Source organism: Alkalihalobacterium elongatum (genome assembly GCF_019024285.1).
Lineage (GTDB): Bacteria > Bacillota > Bacilli > Bacillales > Bacillaceae_F > Alkalihalobacterium > Alkalihalobacterium elongatum.
The window spans coordinates 96009-114796 of record NZ_WMKZ01000009.1 but is presented as its reverse complement, the minus strand read 5'-3'; the positions used below and the strand labels follow the sequence as shown (position 1 = coordinate 114796).

13 protein-coding genes and 1 pseudogene are annotated in these 18788 nt (G+C 35.6%); 4 read left to right on the top strand and 10 right to left on the bottom strand.

Annotated elements, in window-relative coordinates:
• The first annotated feature begins 247 nt into the window (after positions 1-247).
• Both GKP30_RS11900 and GKP30_RS11895 read left to right on the top strand, forming a co-directional pair.
• Positions 248-679: a hypothetical protein gene (locus GKP30_RS11900; RefSeq protein ID WP_216829664.1), complete on the top strand. Its 432-nt coding sequence runs from the start codon at positions 248-250 to the stop codon at positions 677-679.
• 385 nt (positions 680-1064) lie between these two features.
• A complete protein-coding gene (locus GKP30_RS11895; RefSeq protein WP_216829663.1) occupies positions 1065-2648 on the top strand; it encodes a bifunctional metallophosphatase/5'-nucleotidase in 1584 nt (527 codons plus the stop codon).
• Between the two features lie 331 nt (positions 2649-2979).
• On the opposite strand, the pseudogene GKP30_RS23515 reads toward GKP30_RS11895, so the two are convergent.
• A pseudogene (locus GKP30_RS23515) lies at positions 2980-3357 on the bottom strand (DEAD/DEAH box helicase); the annotation flags it as partial.
• A 15-nt stretch (positions 3358-3372) separates the two neighbouring features.
• Positions 3373-6228 (bottom strand): DEAD/DEAH box helicase, encoded by a 2856-nt coding sequence (locus GKP30_RS11890; protein WP_236035053.1) that lies wholly within the window; start codon positions 6226-6228, stop codon positions 3373-3375.
• Between the two features lie 226 nt (positions 6229-6454).
• Between GKP30_RS11890 and GKP30_RS11885 the strand changes: the two genes are divergently transcribed.
• A complete protein-coding gene (locus tag GKP30_RS11885) occupies positions 6455-7522 on the top strand; it encodes an AbrB family transcriptional regulator (protein ID WP_216829662.1) in 1068 nt (355 codons plus the stop codon).
• 172 nt (positions 7523-7694) lie between these two features.
• On the opposite strand, the gene pepF is transcribed toward GKP30_RS11885, so the two are convergent.
• Both pepF and GKP30_RS11875 read right to left on the bottom strand, forming a co-directional pair.
• Positions 7695-9497 carry an oligoendopeptidase F gene (pepF, locus tag GKP30_RS11880; RefSeq protein ID WP_216829661.1) on the bottom strand — a complete coding sequence of 601 codons (1803 nt, stop codon included), beginning with the start codon at positions 9495-9497 and terminating at the stop codon, positions 7695-7697.
• A 121-nt stretch (positions 9498-9618) separates the two neighbouring features.
• Entirely contained in the window at positions 9619-11043 is a 1425-nt protein-coding gene (locus GKP30_RS11875) for a hypothetical protein (protein WP_236035052.1), read from the bottom strand.
• Positions 11044-11480: 437 nt separating this feature from the next.
• Between GKP30_RS11875 and GKP30_RS11870 the strand changes: the two genes are divergently transcribed.
• Positions 11481-12707 carry an MFS transporter gene (locus GKP30_RS11870; RefSeq protein ID WP_216829660.1) on the top strand — a complete coding sequence of 409 codons (1227 nt, stop codon included), beginning with the start codon at positions 11481-11483 and terminating at the stop codon, positions 12705-12707.
• 95 nt (positions 12708-12802) lie between these two features.
• Here GKP30_RS11870 and GKP30_RS11865 read toward each other — a convergent pair whose 3' ends face one another.
• The 6 genes from GKP30_RS11865 to GKP30_RS11840 all read right to left on the bottom strand — a co-directional run bounded on the left by GKP30_RS11865 (position 12803) and on the right by GKP30_RS11840 (position 18708).
• Positions 12803-14167, bottom strand: a complete 1365-nt coding sequence (locus tag GKP30_RS11865) for a flavin monoamine oxidase family protein (RefSeq protein ID WP_216829659.1) — start codon at positions 14165-14167, stop codon at positions 12803-12805.
• 174 nt (positions 14168-14341) lie between these two features.
• Positions 14342-15064, bottom strand: a complete 723-nt coding sequence (locus tag GKP30_RS11860) for an amino acid ABC transporter ATP-binding protein (RefSeq protein WP_216829658.1) — start codon at positions 15062-15064, stop codon at positions 14342-14344.
• Positions 15061-15684: an amino acid ABC transporter permease gene (locus GKP30_RS11855; RefSeq protein ID WP_216829657.1), complete on the bottom strand. Its 624-nt coding sequence runs from the start codon at positions 15682-15684 to the stop codon at positions 15061-15063. Before GKP30_RS11855 ends, GKP30_RS11860 begins: the two co-directional genes overlap by 4 nt.
• Positions 15685-15784: 100 nt before the next feature.
• Positions 15785-16609, bottom strand: a complete 825-nt coding sequence (locus GKP30_RS11850; protein ID WP_236035050.1) for a transporter substrate-binding domain-containing protein — start codon at positions 16607-16609, stop codon at positions 15785-15787.
• Between the two features lie 315 nt (positions 16610-16924).
• Complete coding sequence (locus GKP30_RS11845) at positions 16925-18211, bottom strand: DUF2254 domain-containing protein (protein ID WP_216829656.1); 1287 nt, start codon at positions 18209-18211, stop codon at positions 16925-16927.
• A gap of 341 nt (positions 18212-18552) precedes the next feature.
• A complete protein-coding gene (locus tag GKP30_RS11840) occupies positions 18553-18708 on the bottom strand; it encodes a hypothetical protein (protein ID WP_216829655.1) in 156 nt (51 codons plus the stop codon).
• Positions 18709-18788 lie beyond the last annotated feature (80 nt).

The window sequence follows — 18788 nt, the reverse complement described above, 5'->3', positions numbered from 1 at the left end:
TGTTTTATTCTGTAATTTTGTCATTTTATCTTGTCGAATAGTCCAACTGTAATTCTGACGGTAAAGGAAGTTTTTTCTGTAAATCTTCAAAAAACCTAAGCCAAAAAGTTACTTTTTAATTATAAAGGAGCATAAAATTAATTCTTTTCAAAAGACTAACTGAAACAGAAGCAATTTTTGCGCCCTATCTAGAAAAGGGCTCCAGTAAGTAGCATAAGTTTCTAGAGGTTATGAGGAGGTATTACTGATGGAACAATTTCGAGGAGATGCTCATAAGTTTTATAAAAAAATAAAGAAAGCAGCTAATAAGCAATATCCAGTTAAGAAATTAAGAGAAATTGATGAAATTTATAAAATCCAAAAGTTTTACGAATCTCTCCCTCTTAATGAATTAAAGATGATCCAATACCGAATGATTAAGGAACAAAATGGCAGCGGAACATTCCCATTGCTCATATCGATCTTACCTTGGCTGGGTCTAATATTTTCAAAGCAAATACAAGAAACAGCTGAAGGAAATTTACTTTTTATATTTATATTTCTGTCTTTCTTTACCTGCTTTGCAATCATTTTTATTTTACTGCACTATCGTGAACAAGCTTGGGCATCGGTACATACCGAGATATTGAAAGACATTATAAAAAGAATAGAACATAAACAAAAATGTTCAATAAATTAATACCGTTTCTGGCCGTTTTTTTGCCTTGGTTATAGAACAATTACTTTGAATTATGAAAATCATCGATTTTTTTTGCCTCAGGTAACAAGCTTAAACATTCACAGGGGAGATGTTCCCCTGTCCCCATCCATAGTGTTAACTATTGCAAAAGGCTGCCATCGCCCTTAATATGTATTTATTAGCACGTATCAATAGCTAAAATACCTTTAGGAAACGAAATAAGTTATTTTTAGCGTGAATAGGTAACTTTCATTAAACTACATAATTACTTAGGCGGATGCCATATTACAATCCATACTCTTTCCTACTAAATCCTCAAAACCACTAGAATACCCAGTCTTTTATTCATTTCTAAAGGGTTCACTAAAGAAAGGAAGTCTCTATAATGTCAAAAAAAGTAACACTCTCTATTCTCGAAACAAGTGACGTGCACGGCAATATTTTGCCAATAAATTATGGCAATAATGCAACGAGCCAAGTAGGATTTGCTAAATTATCTACCTTAATCAAACAATACAAAGCCCAAAATAGATCTCATACGTTGCTTATTGATAACGGTGATGTCATTCAAGGAACACCTTTGACTTACTATTATGCTCGAGTTAGTAATGAAGGGATTAATCCAGTCATTTCAGTATTGAACTATATTGGTTACGACGCGGCAGTGCTTGGTAATCATGAATTTAATTATGGACAAGAAGTTTTGCAAAAATCCATTAGCGATTCACAGTTCCCCTGGCTTTCAGCGAATATCTTGAACACTGAAACAAACAAACCCTATTTCGAGAAACCATACACTGTAAAGGAACTCGATGGTCAACTAAAAGTGGGAATTTTAGGTTTAACAACACATTACATACCCAATTGGGAAAATCCTAACCATATTAAAGGTATCACATTTGCGGATGCTCTAGAAACAGCAAAAAAGTGGGTACCGATTTTACGTAATGAAGAGAACGTTGATGTTGTGATCGTATCATACCATGGCGGATTTGAGCGTGACCTTTCTTCAGGTGAACCTACTGAACAATTAACAGGAGAAAATCAGGGGTATGCTTTATGTAAAGAAGTTGACGGGATCGACGTATTATTAACTGGACATCAGCATCGCTCTCTTGTTGGGGAAATAAACAATGTCACAATTGTTCAACCAAGTGATAAAGGGCAAGCGTTAGGGCATGTGTCAATTTCATTGGAAAAGCAAACAGATAAGTGGGAAATCATTGAAAAAAAAGCTGAACTAATTAAAGTTGATGAAACGGTGGAAGCTGATCCCCATGTCATTGAATTAACTAAATCATTTGAGAAGAAAACACAAGCGTGGCTCGATCAACCTATTGGTAAGATTAACGGTGATATGTTAGTCAACGATCCATTAGAAATTCGCACGAAGGATAATGCTTTAATTGAATTTATTAATAAGGTCCAAATGCATGCTGCCAAAGTCGATATTTCTAACACTGCCTTATTTAATAACGAATCTCCTGGACTACATTCAAATGTGACGATGCGGGATATCGTATCAAATTACATTTATCCAAACACATTAAAAGTAATAAGAATTAGTGGACAAGATATAAAAGGTGCACTTGAACGTTCAGCCTCCTATTTCGCAACTTATAACGGACAAGAAATTGAGGTTAATCCAGAGTTCACAACACCTAAACCCCAGCATTATAATTACGATATGTGGGAAGGTATAGAATATGAAATTAATATTTCTAGACCTTTTGGCGAGAGAATTGTACGGCTTGATTATCAAGGTCAACCGATTGACTTAGAAAAAGAATACACTGTCGTAATGAATAACTACCGTGCTGGTGGTGGTGGTGATTATACTATGTTCCAAAACAAAGAAGTTGTCCAAGACATTCCTCTTGATGTTTCTGAACTTCTAGCAAATTATATTTTAGAACGAAAAGTTATCGATGCAACCGTTAATAATAATTGGAAAGTCGTACATGATTAATAGTAACTGCTAACTCCACTGGAGTTAGCTTTTTATATTTATGCAACATATATTCGTTCGTAAACAACCACCGTAAAATCAAGCTGACTAAAACGTAACACTGTTACATTACATCAAGTAGCATTCATACTTGTTAATAGAGATGTCCTCCCTGAATGCACGTAGAATGAACGATTTTACATTATGTCTAATGATACACACAAAACACTACAGCTCAAATAGCGTTTTTATATACTAGAATAACTTTAAAATTATATAAAAATAAGCGACCTATACCTAGGCCACTTATTTACACCAACGTTTTATATTATTGTTTTTATCAAGATTACCTCTACCCCAGCAAATCTAGAATTTCCTGTTCCGTTAAACTTGTTAACATCGTTTCACCAGGTTGAATTACTTTTTCAATAAGCTCTTTTTTCGTTTGTTGCATCTCATAAATTTTTTCTTCGATCGTTCCTTGTGCGATCATTTTAATTACCTGTACGACATTTTTCTGTCCGATTCTATGAGCTCGCCCTGCAGCTTGTTCTTCAATTGCTGGGTTCCACCATAAATCATAAAGGATAACAGTATCTGCACCTGTCAAATTCAAACCTGTTCCCCCTGCTTTTAATGAAATTAAAAACAAGCTCTTTTCTCCTTGGTTAAATCGCTCTGCCATGTCGACACGTTCTTTCCCAGGCGTTTGTCCGTCCAAATAAAAATAGTTATAGCCTTCTTTTTATATTCGATCTTCGAGCAATTTTAGCATGGAAGCAAATTGGGAAAAAATTAAAATTCTCTTTCCATTACCAACCGCACTTTGAACGAGTTCAAGAAGTTGTTCTAATTTTCCAGAGCCGCCTTCATACTGTTCAAGAAATAAAGATGGATGGCAGCAGAGCTGACGTAATCTTGTTAAAGCAGCTAATATCTTGATTCTGCCTTTATTAAGCCCTTCTGTTTGAAGAATTTCTGTTGTTTCTTGTTTTACTTTTTGTAAATAACCAACATACAATTCTTTTTGCGCCTTCGTTAACTCAGAAATTTGCACAGTTTCAATTTTATCTGGTAATTCTTTCAAGACATCGGTTTTCAAGCGACGTAATATAAAGGGCTTGACCATTTTCGATATGTGTTCAAGCTCAAGCTTACTAAAATCTTGTTTTTTTGGAAAAAAGCCTGGGAGTAACACGTAAAAAATTGACCACAATTCATCGATTGAATTTTCAATCGGTGTCCCACTTAACGCAAAGCGTTTCGGTGCTCGTATCGAAGTTATTGCTTTAAACGTTTTCGTTTGCGGGTTTTTGATCACTTGAGCTTCATCCAAAATAAGCGTATCGAAGGTTTTATTAGCATATAGCTCGGTATCTTGCCGCATCAAAGGATAAGACGTAATACAAACATCCACACCTTTTAAGTCCTCAAGCTTTTGTTTTCTTTCTTCAGGCCCCCCATCAATAACCTCAACTATTAAACTAGGGGCGAACTTAGTACATTCACTTTTCCAGTTATATATGAGTGAAGCCGGTGCCACAACAAGTGAAGGAAATTCTGATGGATTTTCTTCTTTTTCTGAAACAAGATACGTAATACTTTGCAATGTTTTTCCTAATCCCATGTCATCGGCTAAAATCCCACCTAATCGGTAAGAGGACAATGTCTTAAACCATTGATAACCAAACTCCTGGTAATCTCGTAGTTGGGCTCGAACCGTTTCAGGTACCGTAACATCAAGTTCATCAGGATGTTTTAAGTTTTGTAGAAGCCTCCGAAATGCTTTACTATACTTGGCTTTATAGTGCTCATCTTCACCAATTATGTTTTCGATTTGCATACTTCGATATAGAGGAATTTCTACTTTACCATCTTCAAGCTGCGATCCCTGAATATCTAACTGACGGAAGATTTGATCCATTTGTTGAAACGATTGATCTTCAAAAGATAGAAAAGCACCATTTGGCAAACGGTAAAACCGTTTCTTTTCTACAACCGCTTGTAAAATAGCTTGAACAGCCTCTTGCTCTATTCCATCAACGTTAAAACTAACTTCAAGCCAATTCCCACTTGAATCAATATCAATAGATGTAGACGGTTCATACTGTTCAAATCCTAATAAACCTTTTGCTGCATTCGTCAGAAAAACGTCCGCCGTTCTTTCAAAAAGAGGCAATGTATAAAAAAGAAAGTTGTATATCTCTTCATCACCGTCTACATATAATTGGTCACCGTTAATTTTTAAAAAGGAGCTTTCAATCACATCCATCACACGTTGTTCAATGTCTACATCGCGAATAATGATTTTATCGTCAATTTGTTCGACTTGACTTCTGTTTTCAAACGGATTAATGGTGATGTCACCATAATGGTGCTCAACTTTTACCGTCAATTTTTCATGATCATAATCAATGAAAATTTTCGATTGCAACGGGAAACTGATCAATTCATCTTGAAGAGCTTCATCCATTTTAATCGTTGTAAGTTTATTTAACTTCGGAACAACATGTGAAACGAACTGTTCGATTTGCGCTTTAGAAATTGCGAGTCTTTCTTGCGTTAAAAAACGGTCTAATTCCTTCATGTATGTTTGTTGTTCAGTCGTTAATTTATATAAGTTCATTTCATCAAATACGTAACCATACATCTCCATAAAGAACAGATCTTGTAAGCTACTAAGATCGATTATAAATTCATTTTCCTCACCTTTTAATAAACCAACTGAAAATGGCAACTGAAAATCTGGATGGACCGCAATGCTTTTTGATCTACCGTACGCATCACTATATAATAAATCGGTACCAGTTTCATTAAAAGTAGAAAGTAAACTATCAACTGAATAAGGAGCAATTAGCAATTCACGATCTGGTATGATTGAAGTTTTTGACCAATGATTTGAAGACATGCGTCCATACAATTGTTCTTGGGCATACATATCATAGAGCATTTGTAAGATTCTTTCATCTTTAGGTGCAAATTGATGATCATAAGGATCATAACTAAAATGATTTGTAAAAAAGTATGACTTTTGTTCATGAAAATGCTTTAGGAATTCACCAATTTTCTTAACCACATACGCTCGTTTTGGACCAACTTTTAATTCAATCGTAAAAAAATACTTATCATTTATCGAATAAGAGTTATGTATTTTTAAATAATATTCAACCGTTAAGAATTCATTTGTGTGTGGTTGAATTATTTGTTGGGGGCGTAAATTCGTAAATGATTCTATGAGCGCATTAGCAGCAGTATAGCCTCTTTGTTTTTGTTGATTTTCATAAAAGGATTGGCTTTCTTCTAGTGAACCTTGTTCGGATAATTTCAGTAAAACCGCTACACTATGCTTACATTCACCGTAACTAGAATGAGCAGGACAATTACAATGATCAACGACCATTCCACTTCTCTTAACACTAATTTCCACATCGTACGATTCACTACCTTTAACCGAAGCATGCCAAGCCTCTTCTTCCGTATCATAGTACAAGTCTTCTACTCGATTTTCATAATAATAAACAAGCCCTCGACTAAAAACTGTACTTGAAAACATATTTTTTATTTCTGATTTTGTAAGTGATAAATCCATTTTTGATTGCATTAATACCTCAACTCTTCCTATACGCAGTTCTAATTGCATTATACTACTGTGTAAAACGAACATCCAACTAGGCTATTATCTCTATGTCCAATTTAACTTGATTTAATCAAGCTTCAACTTAAATGTGTAAATTCTTGTAAATTTATTAGGTAATATACTTCGAGAGGCGAAAATATTAAATGTGTGTTAATATTTTCATAGTTATAGACATGAAGGGGATTTTTAAATGAACAGCAGCGAATTGAATCGCTTATTAGAAACTACTGTTTTAGGGTTTATAGGTGGATATATCTTTAGTCTTGCGAACCTCCCATTACCCTGGGTGTTAGGTCCATTGACTTTTGTTATGCTTTGGCAAGGCTTTTCAAAACGCAAAGCTAATTGGCCTAGCCCTATTAAAAATACAGGATTAATTATCCTCGGAATTTATTTTGGCTTATATTTTACAGCTGCAACATTCCTAACAATCTGGCCCTATTTTTTACCTTTTCTTGTAATCACTATTTTAATTATTGGTGTAAGTATTTTTATAAGTACGCTCGTAACAAAATGGATTGATGTTGATGAAGTTACTAGTGTATTTGGCTCTATTCCCGGTGGCCTTACTGAAATGGTTATCGCTAGCGAATCTCTAAACGCAAAATCTTCATTAGTCGTGATTTTTCAGACTGTCCGTCTACTAACAGTTCTGTTCATCGTACCAACTGTCATTGTCTTTTATTTTACTGGTGAACAGCGGGTAACTGAAACGATAGACATCGTCACTGAAGGATTGACTTTGGGTGGGTGGAATTATTTATGGTTTGTGCTCCCTATCTTTGTTGGTGTGATCGTTCGAAATAGGATACCAGCTGGGATCGTAATCGGACCACTAGCCATTACAGCCATTATGAATATTAGCGTTGTCAACCTACCGAGTATTCCAGATTTAGTCTTACTTGCAGCGCAAATGGCGGTTGGAATTAGTCTTGGTAAAAATATTTCATTTACAGACCTTAGATTAGGTGGAAAATACTGTTTCATCTATTTCGGTATTACATTAATATTAATTATCACTTCCTTTGGTTTAGGTGCTGTATTGGCACATTTCACCTCGCTGAATTTAGCGACAGCGGTTTTAAGTGTAGCACCTGGTGGAATTATCGAAATGGTGTTAACTGCCTCATACGTAGGAGGTGACCCTGCTGTTGTAAGTGCTCTACAGCTTACGCGTATCCTTCTCATTATTGTATGTGTCCCACCGATTTTGAAGTGGTATTTCAAAAAGAAGAATGCTACAAAGCATGCCGCATAATCGTAAATTAGACCTTTAATGCTCCGAAATCTTTTTTAGTTCCTTCAGCGGTACATAAGGAAGTGCACCCGATACTCCTATTACTGGAAATATCAAGTGCACTTTTTTTATTGTCCCACTTCTTTTTTCCGCAAAAGAATTCAAGCTCCTACTTTTATATATTAAATACTTTTTATTTAAAACCCTTTTCTAACTCATCAATAAGTGCGCCGATAAATTTTACGGTATTTCTAATTGGCTTTGGACTTGTCATATCAACACCTGCCATTTGCATAAGTTCAAGCGGCTTTTTTGTACCTCCCGCTTTTAACACTTCAATCCAACGTTCTGCAGCAGGCTTACCTTCTTCTTGAATCATTTGTGCAACTGCAGTTGAAGCTGTTAATCCAGCCGCGTACGTATACGGATATAATCCCATGTAGTAGTGAGGCTGGCGCATCCAAGTGAGACGAGCACCTTCATCAATTTCCACTGTATCGCCCCAGAAATCAGATAATACAGCACCTTTTAAATCACATAAGACGTTTGCTGTAATTGGTTTTCCTGCTTCTGCATGAGCGTACACACGACGTTGCATCTCACCTTCAAGCAAATGTGTTACATAGTTATGATAATACGTTCCTAAAACTTGGACGATTACAGCTAACCGTTTCCGTGGATCCTTTGACTTAGCTAATAAAGAATGGCTCAGTAACATTTCATTTAATGTAGACGGAGCCTCAATAAAATACAAAGACGGTCTCGTATTGTGATAGCGTTGATAGCGACCAGCAAGTGCAAAATGTCCTGCATGCCCCAGTTCATGGGCTAATGTGAATGCCGAACGCATTTTTCCTGCCCATGTCATTAAAATGTACGGATGCACCCCGTATGGACTTGAACAAAAAGCTCCACTGCGTTTACCGACTGTATCTGCATAGTCCACCCAGCGCTCATTGATCGCTTTTGTCATTATTTCCATATATTCTGGCCCCATGATTTCAAGTGCATCAAGTACTTCTTTTGCAGCTTCATCATATGTAACATCAGGATTGTATTCTGGGTCTAGTGGAGCCTTTAAATCGCATAAGTACATTTTATCTAGACCATAAACACGTTGTTTCAGCTTAGCGAAACGTCTCATATGAGGGGCTAACTCAGTTTGAATGACATCTAAGATATTATAATACATTTCTTGCGTTACTTGTTGTGGGTGTAAAAGCATATCAGTAACTGATTTATAATTCCGTTCTCTTGCCATCACTACTTGTTTTTTTACTTCTGTTGCATATGTAGTAGCAAACGTGTTTTTATATTGATTTAGTGCTTTTGTATATGAAGCATAAGCTTTTCTTCTTTCAGTAGTATCTGACGACTGCTCATAGTAAGTTTCATATAAAGCGAGAGACACGTGCTGTTCTTCCCCTTGATCATCAATGATTGGGTCAAACTGCATATCTGCTGTTTTACTTCGTGAATAAATCGCAAAAGGTCCATCCAACACTTCTCCTAATGAAGCTAAAATCGCTTCTGTTTCTGGTGAAAGACGATATGGTTTTGTTTCTAGAAGTTCTGTTAATGTTTTACGATACGTGCTTAGCCCTTCCTTTGCACTTAGAAACTCTTCAACTACTCCTTCAGGTAAATCTAAGATTTCTGACTGTACAAAGGAGAGGGCTGCATGAATAGAAGCTACAGTCGCAGAAGCATGACTTGCATTCGCTTGGTAGGAAGGGTCAGTCCCATCAACAGACGTATTTAGATGTGCATATGTAGCAACACGGATTGCGCGTTGTAAAAGCTGATCTTGAGCATCCAAACAGGAAAGTAACACCTCTGCACTTTCGCCTAACCTACCCTTATATTGAGTTATCTTTTCCACTTCTTTAGGTAATTGGTTTAGTTCAGCTTCCCACTCTTCAACAGTAGAAAATAAATCACTTAAATCCCAAGTTTGTTCAATGGGTGCATCAGTTCGAGCTAATTTTTTTGACATTTATAAATCATCTCCTCGTTCGTAAATATTAGAAGCTAGTAAAATTTATTTCGTAATCCGAAGATAAATAAATTATAACACGTTTTCCTCCTCTATAAGTTATGGATTAGGAATATTCAATTTAATTCAAAAAAAATGCAATTAACACACCAATTGCGCCATAGAAAAGAGCAAATGGCATATTACGTAGTGTAATTCGATATGGATTTTGCTTTGTATTCATTGAAGTCATTGTGACTGTGACTCCGTATGTTCCTACTGTTGCCGTTGCTAAGGCTCCTGTAATAAGCACAATCCCAATACTTACGGGGTTCATTATTTCATAAAGTGGTGGTAGGACTTCTATTAGTACACCGATAGTTGCTATTGGATGAACACCAATCATGCTCATTACTAGATAGGTCATCTGAATTAGAATTAATATGATTAACGGTTGGTCAGAGGCTCCTAAAAAGGGCTGCTGGATTATATGAAGAAATGGTGTTTCATTTAAACTACTTGAAAAGAAAGCTAGTGATAAGAATAGGACGACAAAATTTTGTAGATTATTTGTTCGTACTTTCCACGTTTTCCAACCAATAGCACAAAAAGTATGCCACCTTTTCATCAAAAGGGCCCAGCCAAAGGAAAATGGTAAAATGACTAATGTAACAGAAAGAATGAAATTAAGTTTGAAGTAATTTCCAACTGTAACGACAATGATTAAAAATACCGTTAAGGCTAGTAATAGTTTAAAGATTTGAATGACAATTTTCTTCGGGTCAATTTTCCTTATTGGACGGTGTCCTGCCGACTCATATGGAATGGTTTGATACCTTTGTTTACTCCATAAACTGTCTAAAGTAATAATAATTAATGAACATAAAAATAACCAAGGCAAGTAGGTGAGATAGCTAATCCCTGTTGCATCAACTGTAATCGCAACAATAATCTCCATCGGACTCCAAGCTAAAGCAACAGCAAACGCTCGTAATGTTGTTTTACTAATAAAAGAATCGGTAACCCTTTTCTTCATGTTTGCCATATTTTTCTTAAGGACATCTTGTGTAAAAGGTAATGCAGATAAGTTAATGAATGTACATAAAATATATGTAGTAAACGAACTTCTCACATACAGTTTTCCAAGGTCAGAAACATTTGCTTTCATTATTTCGTTGATTCGCCGATCAAATCGTCCCGATCTCACAACGCTATTCATCCACGGAAGTACCGTTAAGAAAGCTAATAAAGGCATCGTTGAAGTCGTATAGAGTGGAATGTGATAGATCGGAAGACCTGAAAAAATGTATAACCCTAGTCCAACCAACATGAAAATTGTACCGATTATGCGAAATAGTCCAGTTGCCCCCAAAAATGAAACGATAAGCATCGGTACTGCTAATACACCAACAATATAAGTGATTACAAGATTTTCAATAAACGTATTAATAATAAAAAGAAATAAAATTCCCGTATACATCCAATATAAATTCTGATTAATCCATTTACACATTCGACTTAACCTTCTTTCAATAATTCGCCTTTTTCCATTTGCAAACTCTTTCAATATACGATTACCTACACAACCTTATAACCTATAACTTTATTTAATACCAAAAAATAACAAACTAATATAATATCAAATTAAAAGATTAGGATATTTACCTTCCTACATTTCTTTTTTATTTGCTATGTTTAAACTCAAAGTCAACCACTAAAGTTTAACAAAACTTTTCTATTAAATAATCACCTTACCCGAATTATAGTTATCTTTCAACTTTAACAACCATGTTCTTAAATGATGATTATTATGGCTAAAGAATTAAGAATTTTACAAATTAATTGCAAAAGTGGAGTTATTTGATTTCATTTTTTTTAATTCCATAGTAAAATAAATTATCAGAAAATTAAATAATAAATTAAAAAATAACCAAACGTTTACTAATTTTAAATTAATGATTCCGTATAGTAGCGCGATAATGTTAAGAAAAAAGGAGATATTTTATGAGGTTAACTCTAAAAAAAAGAATGTGGATATATTCCACTCTAGGCATTTTAACAACGATTGTCGTATTGGCGTTTGCGAGACTTTCTTATGGGGTTGTACTTCCATTTATGCGAGAAGGTTTACAAATTACATATAAAGAGGCTGGCTTACTTGGAACTGTCACTTCATTAGGATATGTGAGTATGGTTATGTTCGCAGGGGTACTTGCTGCTAAATGGGGGGGGAGACAAACGATACTGCTCGGAATTTCAATCGTTACTGTTGGTTTCATCGGATTAACTTTTACCCCCTTTTATTCGGTAACCATTGTCTTTATGCTTTTACTAGGAATTGGTACAGCTTTTACCTATACACCATTAATATCGCTACTTGTCGCTTGGTTTCCAAAACATAAAGGTTTTGTTATAGGACTTACAGCAAGTGGTGTAGGGGCTGGAATGTTACTGACAGGGTTTATCATCCCTTCCTTGAATAGTGTTTATCCAGAATTAGGTTGGAGGATGTCTTGGGGGCTTTTTGCAATTATTAGTTTTTTCGTTGTTGTTTTCACTTTTCTGTTAATTAAAAATCCACCTAACACTAGCTCACTTGATCAAAACAATGAACAATCTTCTCCAAAACTCATTTATAAAAATCGTAATGTCATTAATGTTGGTTTTATTTATGGCATTCTTGGGATTGCTTATATCGTCCAAATGCTATTTATCATGAGCTTCATGATAGAATACGGTATTAATATAAGGTTAGCTGGACAATTAATTGCACTTAACGGAGTTTTATCTATATTTAGCGGACCTATATGGGGAATGATATCAGATCATTTAGGAAGGAGACAATCATTAATTTTCACAATGGCACTGACATTCCTATTTATGCTACTTCCCATCTTTTATCCTACACTTATTGGATTTACGATTCATATCATTGGAATTAGTTGTACGTTAATTGGTCTATTTACTTTAGTTCAGGCGGCGAGTATGGACCAGGTAAAACCCGCTGATATGCCGTTAGCATTTAGTTATGTCACACTTTATTTTGCTACTGGTCAATTTATTGGACCTACAATAGCTGGGTGGTTAATCGATGATTGGGGTGGATTTAAGAGTGCCTTTCTGTTCTCGTCTATCTGTTTATCTATAGGACTACTACTTTGCTTTAAGGTTAAAGCTGCACCGTCTTCAGAAGCAGAGGCAGAACCCAAGCTAAGTGCCGAAATGAATTAGAAAGATAATCTTTCAAATATAATTCGCAACTAATTTTATAAGGTAAGACTCTAGAATACAAAAATGAAGAGCACATAAGGTCTTTGACATGGTCCTTATGTGCTCTTCTCTTCCTTAAGTGCATTTATCACTTCTTCTACTGCTCTTTGTCCTGATTGAACAGCGCCTTCCATATATAATCGCCACTCGGTTGCCGTTTCTGTCCCAGCCCAATGAATAGGACCTACTGGTTTAGATAAAGCACTACCATATTGGGTTAAGATACCTGGTGGAAAATGGGTACCAAATCCACCACGTGTCCATTTCTCTTCTGACCAATCTTTTTCGTAAATGTGAAGTGGAGTTCCTGCTTTTTCACCAAAAAATCGAATTAATGTTTTAAGCGTCTCTGTTCTTCGATAATCGCTCCCCATTTTACTATAGATTTGGGCATTTTCACCACCTATTAATAAAGTTAACACCCCCATACTTAGGTCTTTAGGTGAACTATCCATCGCTAAACTAATTGGTCCTTGATCCGAAAACAAAGAACCGTTCCAACCATTCTGCCGCCAAAATGGTTCTTCATAAACGACTGCCATTTTTATTACATAGGGAAATGTTGAAGCCTTTTGTAGCTCTGTACGTTCTTCAGGTAGTTGGGGGTTAAACGTCACATTTCCAATAAGATTGGGTGGGACAGTGATAATTATTTTCTTCGCTTTCCATTGTTCATCTTCTGAAAAAACAACTACCTCTTTTCTACCTTCATAGTTAATTCTCCTTACTGGTTTCTCAAAAGCAATATGACTTCGAATACGCTCTGCCAAACGTTCGACTAAAGTTGTTGCTCCCTCTGTAATCCATAACTGTTCAGCGGAAAGTAATTTATTAACATTTCCTGCTGATTTAATGAACCACAAAACATCAAGTGCTGATACATGGTACATTTTCGTACTAAGTTCCTCTTCGGCCAATAAAGTAAAATAAATTTTCCCCTCGTCCGTAAACATAGAAGCATTTACAAAATCTTGCATTGTTATTTGATCCAAGCTTTGTCCTAATTCTGAATCCCACGGCGCATGACTTGGCAGTTGCTTGATCAAGAGATTTATTTTTCGTTTTATTTTAAAGAGATCCATGAGAGCTAAGCGCGAAACAGGCGGGAAAATTCCGTTTACTTCTTTAACTCTTCCTCTTTGTTCATAAATCGTTTTTCCTTTTTGATTTGTTGAAATCGTCTCTAGATTAAATTCTGTAATTAATTGTTTTATTCTTTCGTGATGGACACTAATCCATTGAGCTCCTAAATCTAGGCCGAAACCTTTTTCCATAAGACTAAAAATGCGCCCACCTACACGAGGTCGGGCTTCAAGGATCGCAAAAGAAATATTTTGTTTTTTTAATTCAATAGCTGCTGTTAGACCAGATAAACCTGCTCCAACAATGACGACATCTACTTCATTTTGTGCATTTGCCATTTAAATACCTTCTTCCTAGTTCCTAGAAATTATGAATAGTATTTCCTGCTCCATATCTATTTCATTCTCTTCTATAATATTGATTTTGTCTATGTACAGGTAAAATGGTCACAAAATAGAAAAAAACAGTGCCCAATTCTTTATCTTGGCACTGTTTCAGGTAGTAATTTCATTTTATAAAACTTTCGATAAGAATGCCTGTGTACGTTCATGCTGCGGATTACCAAATAACGCTTCTGGCTCTCCTTCTTCAACAATATATCCACCATCCATAAAAATTACCCGATCTGCTACTTCTCTTGCAAATCCCATTTCATGGGTAACAATAATCATTGTCATTCCTTCTTTTGCTAAATCTTTCATAACCCCTAAAACTCCACCAACCATCTCTGGATCTAAAGCAGATGTTGGTTCATCAAATAACATGATTTTAGGTTCCATAGCTAATGCCCTAGCGATGGCAGCCCTTTGTTTTTGCCCACCTGATAAATTATCAGGATAAACATTTGCTTTATCAGTCAACCCAACCTTCTCGAGAAGTTCCATCCCAAGAGTTTTCGCTTCAGACTTCGATTTTCCCTTAAGACGAATTGGTGCAGAAGTGATATTTTCAAGTACTGTCATATGGGGGAATAGATTAAATTGTTGAAACACCATCCCTAACTTTTGTCGCATTTTATTAATATTATTTTTGGGGTCCGTAATATCTTGCCCCTCAATAAATATGGATCCTCCCGTTGGTTCCTCTAATCGATTAATACATCGTAAAAAAGTACTCTTTCCTGAACCAGAAGGACCAATTACACATACAACTTCTTGTGGTTTAACTTCTGCATTTATATCTTTTAGTACTTCAAGATCACCAAATGATTTTTTTAAATTCTCTATTTTGATCATGCAACATCCAATCTCCTTTCAAGCCAGCGAGAAAATAATGTTAATGTATAGATTAAGATGAAGTATAGTATTCCGACCATCCCTAAGATTTCAAATGCACGAAAGTTCATCGCATAGATGGACTGCCCCGACATCGTTAACTCGGCAATTCCAATAACTGAAAGAAGTGATGTATCCTTTATACTAACGATAAATTGGTTCACGAACGCAGGGATCATTCGACGAACAGCTTGAGGTAAAATGATAATACGCATCGTTTCTGCATAAGAAAATCCTAACGTACGGCCCGCCTCCATTTGCCCCTTGTCAATGGAGTTTATTCCAGCTCGGAAGATTTCAACTAAATATGCACCAGCGTTAATACTGATCGCAATTACACCCGCTGTAAAAGCAGAAAGTGTAATACCTGTCGCAGACGGTAACCCAAAATAAATAAATAAAATTTGTACTAATATCGGTGTTCCACGAATTAAATCAACATAAATGGTTGCTATAGCTCGTAACAGCTTATTTCTAGAAATACTACAGAGTCCAAAAGCTAAACCAATCACCAATGCAATTAAAAGGGAAATGACCGTAATAAGAACTGTAATCCACATCCCTTTTAATAACACTGGCATCGCATCGATGATAATCTGTAAAGTCTCGATTGTTAGTTCCTCCTTATAATTTCAGTAAAAAAGGTGAGACCTTAATCAGTCACACCTTTTCTTTAGATCCTTATTCACCAAAATACTGATTGTAGATTTCTTCATATTTTCCGTTCTCCATAATAGTAGAGAGTCCGTTGTCCATTTTCTCAAGTAGTCCATCTGCACCCTTAGATACAGCAATACCGTAATCTTCACCTGTTAAACGTTCACCTACGATACGTAATTGTGTGTCATCACCATCCGTTGTAATCTTATAAGCAACACTAGGATAGTCGTTAACTAATGCATCAGCGTTACCTGATAAAATTTCCATGTACATCGTTGCATCTTCTTGGAGAACCGTTACATCGCCGTTATATTGTTCTGCAAATTCTCTCGCCTTTTCAAGACCAGATGTTCCTTGCTTCCCAACAATCTGTGCTCCTTCTAAATCTTCAATGCTATTAATATCGCTATCAACTGGCACGACTAATGATAAACCAGATTCAAAATAAGGTTGTGAAAAATCAACCACTTCTGCACGATCTTCACGGATCGTAATCGCAGATACAGCTGCATCTACTTGATTTGCTTGTAATGCTGGGATAATGCCATCAAATCTCATAATCTCCCAATTTACCTTTAGGTTTTCTTCAGCTGCAATAGCCTCGATGATATCGATATCAAATCCTGTTAAGTTCCCATCCACTATGTACTCAAACGGTGGATAGTCTTGTACGACTGCAACTGAAATTTCTTGTAGTCCTTCTTGCGCTACTCCATCACTACCTGCATCGCCTTGAGTTTCATCAGCAGTTCCACAGGCAGCCATTCCAAGTAATAGTGCAGATGCAACAATGCCACCCATCCATTTTTTCATTTTACTACTTCTTTTCCTCTCTAATTTTTTCAAATTGTTTACCCCTCTCTTTTTGTAAAGCGAAAGTAGTGTATTTTCATCACATACTTTTACAATCATTTTTCATACGTTTTATGTTAAACATTTATACAATATTTCACAAATTGTGTATAAACTGAAATTATAGTATTCTTCGTGTTAATTTATAGTAAGGAGTTGTGAACTTTCGGATGTAGCATTTTCCTCCCAAATAACGGAAAATCCTTAATATCCCTCCAAATATGTTTCTAGCGCACTCAATATTCAACTTGTCCTTACCCTTTTGTTATATAGAAAAAAAGCTGTAGAGTATCTACAGCTTTCTAAATATTATTCCATTGTTAGTGCGCGTAACTGGGCTACTTTTTCATTAAGGTATTGCAGGTCAAGCTCTTGAAGTACCTCTTTATTAAAATTATTATTTATGTATTGGCTAAACGTCCACACTTTATTTTTTATTTGTTGATCATTCCCTTCGGCAACCATTATTAGTGCCTCATAGATGGCAAGCATAATTGAAATATCTTCACGTCCATAATGACAAATTTGATAAAAAGTAACATAAAAAATCTCCTCTACTGTCTTTTGAGGGGCAACTACTCTAATAACAGATCGATCTGAGTATGTAATGTAATTACCATCTTGCTTACATGATTCCGCTAACAATTTTCCCAGATGTAAAATTCCGTCAATGGCTGTATTAGGGTCGTTAATTCCTGGAGATAGCGCTCGAAGCGTTACTTCAACCACTTTTTGTATACCGAAATCAACATCTTGTAAGATGGTTCTGTCATTACCTACTTCTATATATTTATGAAAATTAGTTTTCGGCCTTCTATGAAGATAATATACGTTAAACAAATTTTGACCAGTAGTAATAAATGTGCCGATTGCTGGAACAATTTCTATATAGAGATTATGTTTTATTGCTGTTTTTAATAAATACTCATACTGAATGAGCTGGATATATCCAAAAGTCTGACTTCTTACCTCTATTTTACTGAATGTTTCAGGTACTAGCTTTGGCTTGTGATGAGTTATATTAATTTTCTCAGTTTTTTTATCTGTTTTTTTCCGCTTATAAACGGTATCAAGTGTATGTCTCGTTAATTCGCTAATTAACTTATTAACTTGAATTGAAGTTGCAACAAAATGAATAAAGTAAGCAAAGAAAGCTAAACAAATAATTGAAAATAAGACACCAATGGTTCCCGCCATTACTTCATGTTCTAAGTCCTCTCGCATAAATAATAAAGAAAGGATAGAGTACATAAAGCCTCCCATATATATTCCAAGTACACGCATCGTCACTTTATTCGTTACAAAATCTGAAAGTGTTCTCGGCGAAAATTGGGACGAGTATGTTGTTAACACAACCATTATTGTTGAAAAGGTAATCGTAATCATCGTCAATAAAGCTGCTGCAATAGTTCCTAAAATCGTTTGTGCTAAATCAACACTAATTAATATCGTTGCAGGTAATGTAGCTTCTACTTTCTCGCCATGCACGGTATCTAACCAAATGATAACTAGGGCGAGAACAGTAGCTAATAAACAATAGACACTCGGTATAAGCCATATATTTTTCCTTACCTTTAAAACGATATTATAAAGCATAAACCACCCACCTCCATTAAAATGGGGTAAAGACTTTGTTAGGATCTAGATGACTAATCGCTCCATTTCATAAGAAGTTAAAATGGTTATATCGGCATATAATTAGTTGAACCAATCGGGTTGTTTCTCTGCCCTGCACGAATCAGGTCACACAGACGTTGCCATAGGACGTGGCGACTTTAATAAGTGTTCCATCGACTCCAACTTAGCTACTCGGTTCCTTAAGAAGCTTAAAGTGGGAATCTTGGCCCAAGTTAAACTGGATAAATCATATTTATCAATTTAACTCTACATTTCTATTATGATCAAAGAATATGTACGTTACCTTATCCATTTCATGCTTAATGTGTAGATATATTCCCTTGTTTTAGTTCATTATGGTCTTGTTCTGGAGTATAGTTATTTTCATTTAAATTCGTAATTAAGATGTTAATACAAACAACACCGATGATGAGCCAAAACCACCACTTTTTCCATAACGGTCCCTTGTCCTTCATTATATTTTTCCTTCCTTTAGTAACAAAAATCTCGTATATCTAGAATTGCCAGTCTCTTCTCTTTTATACTTCACCTATTC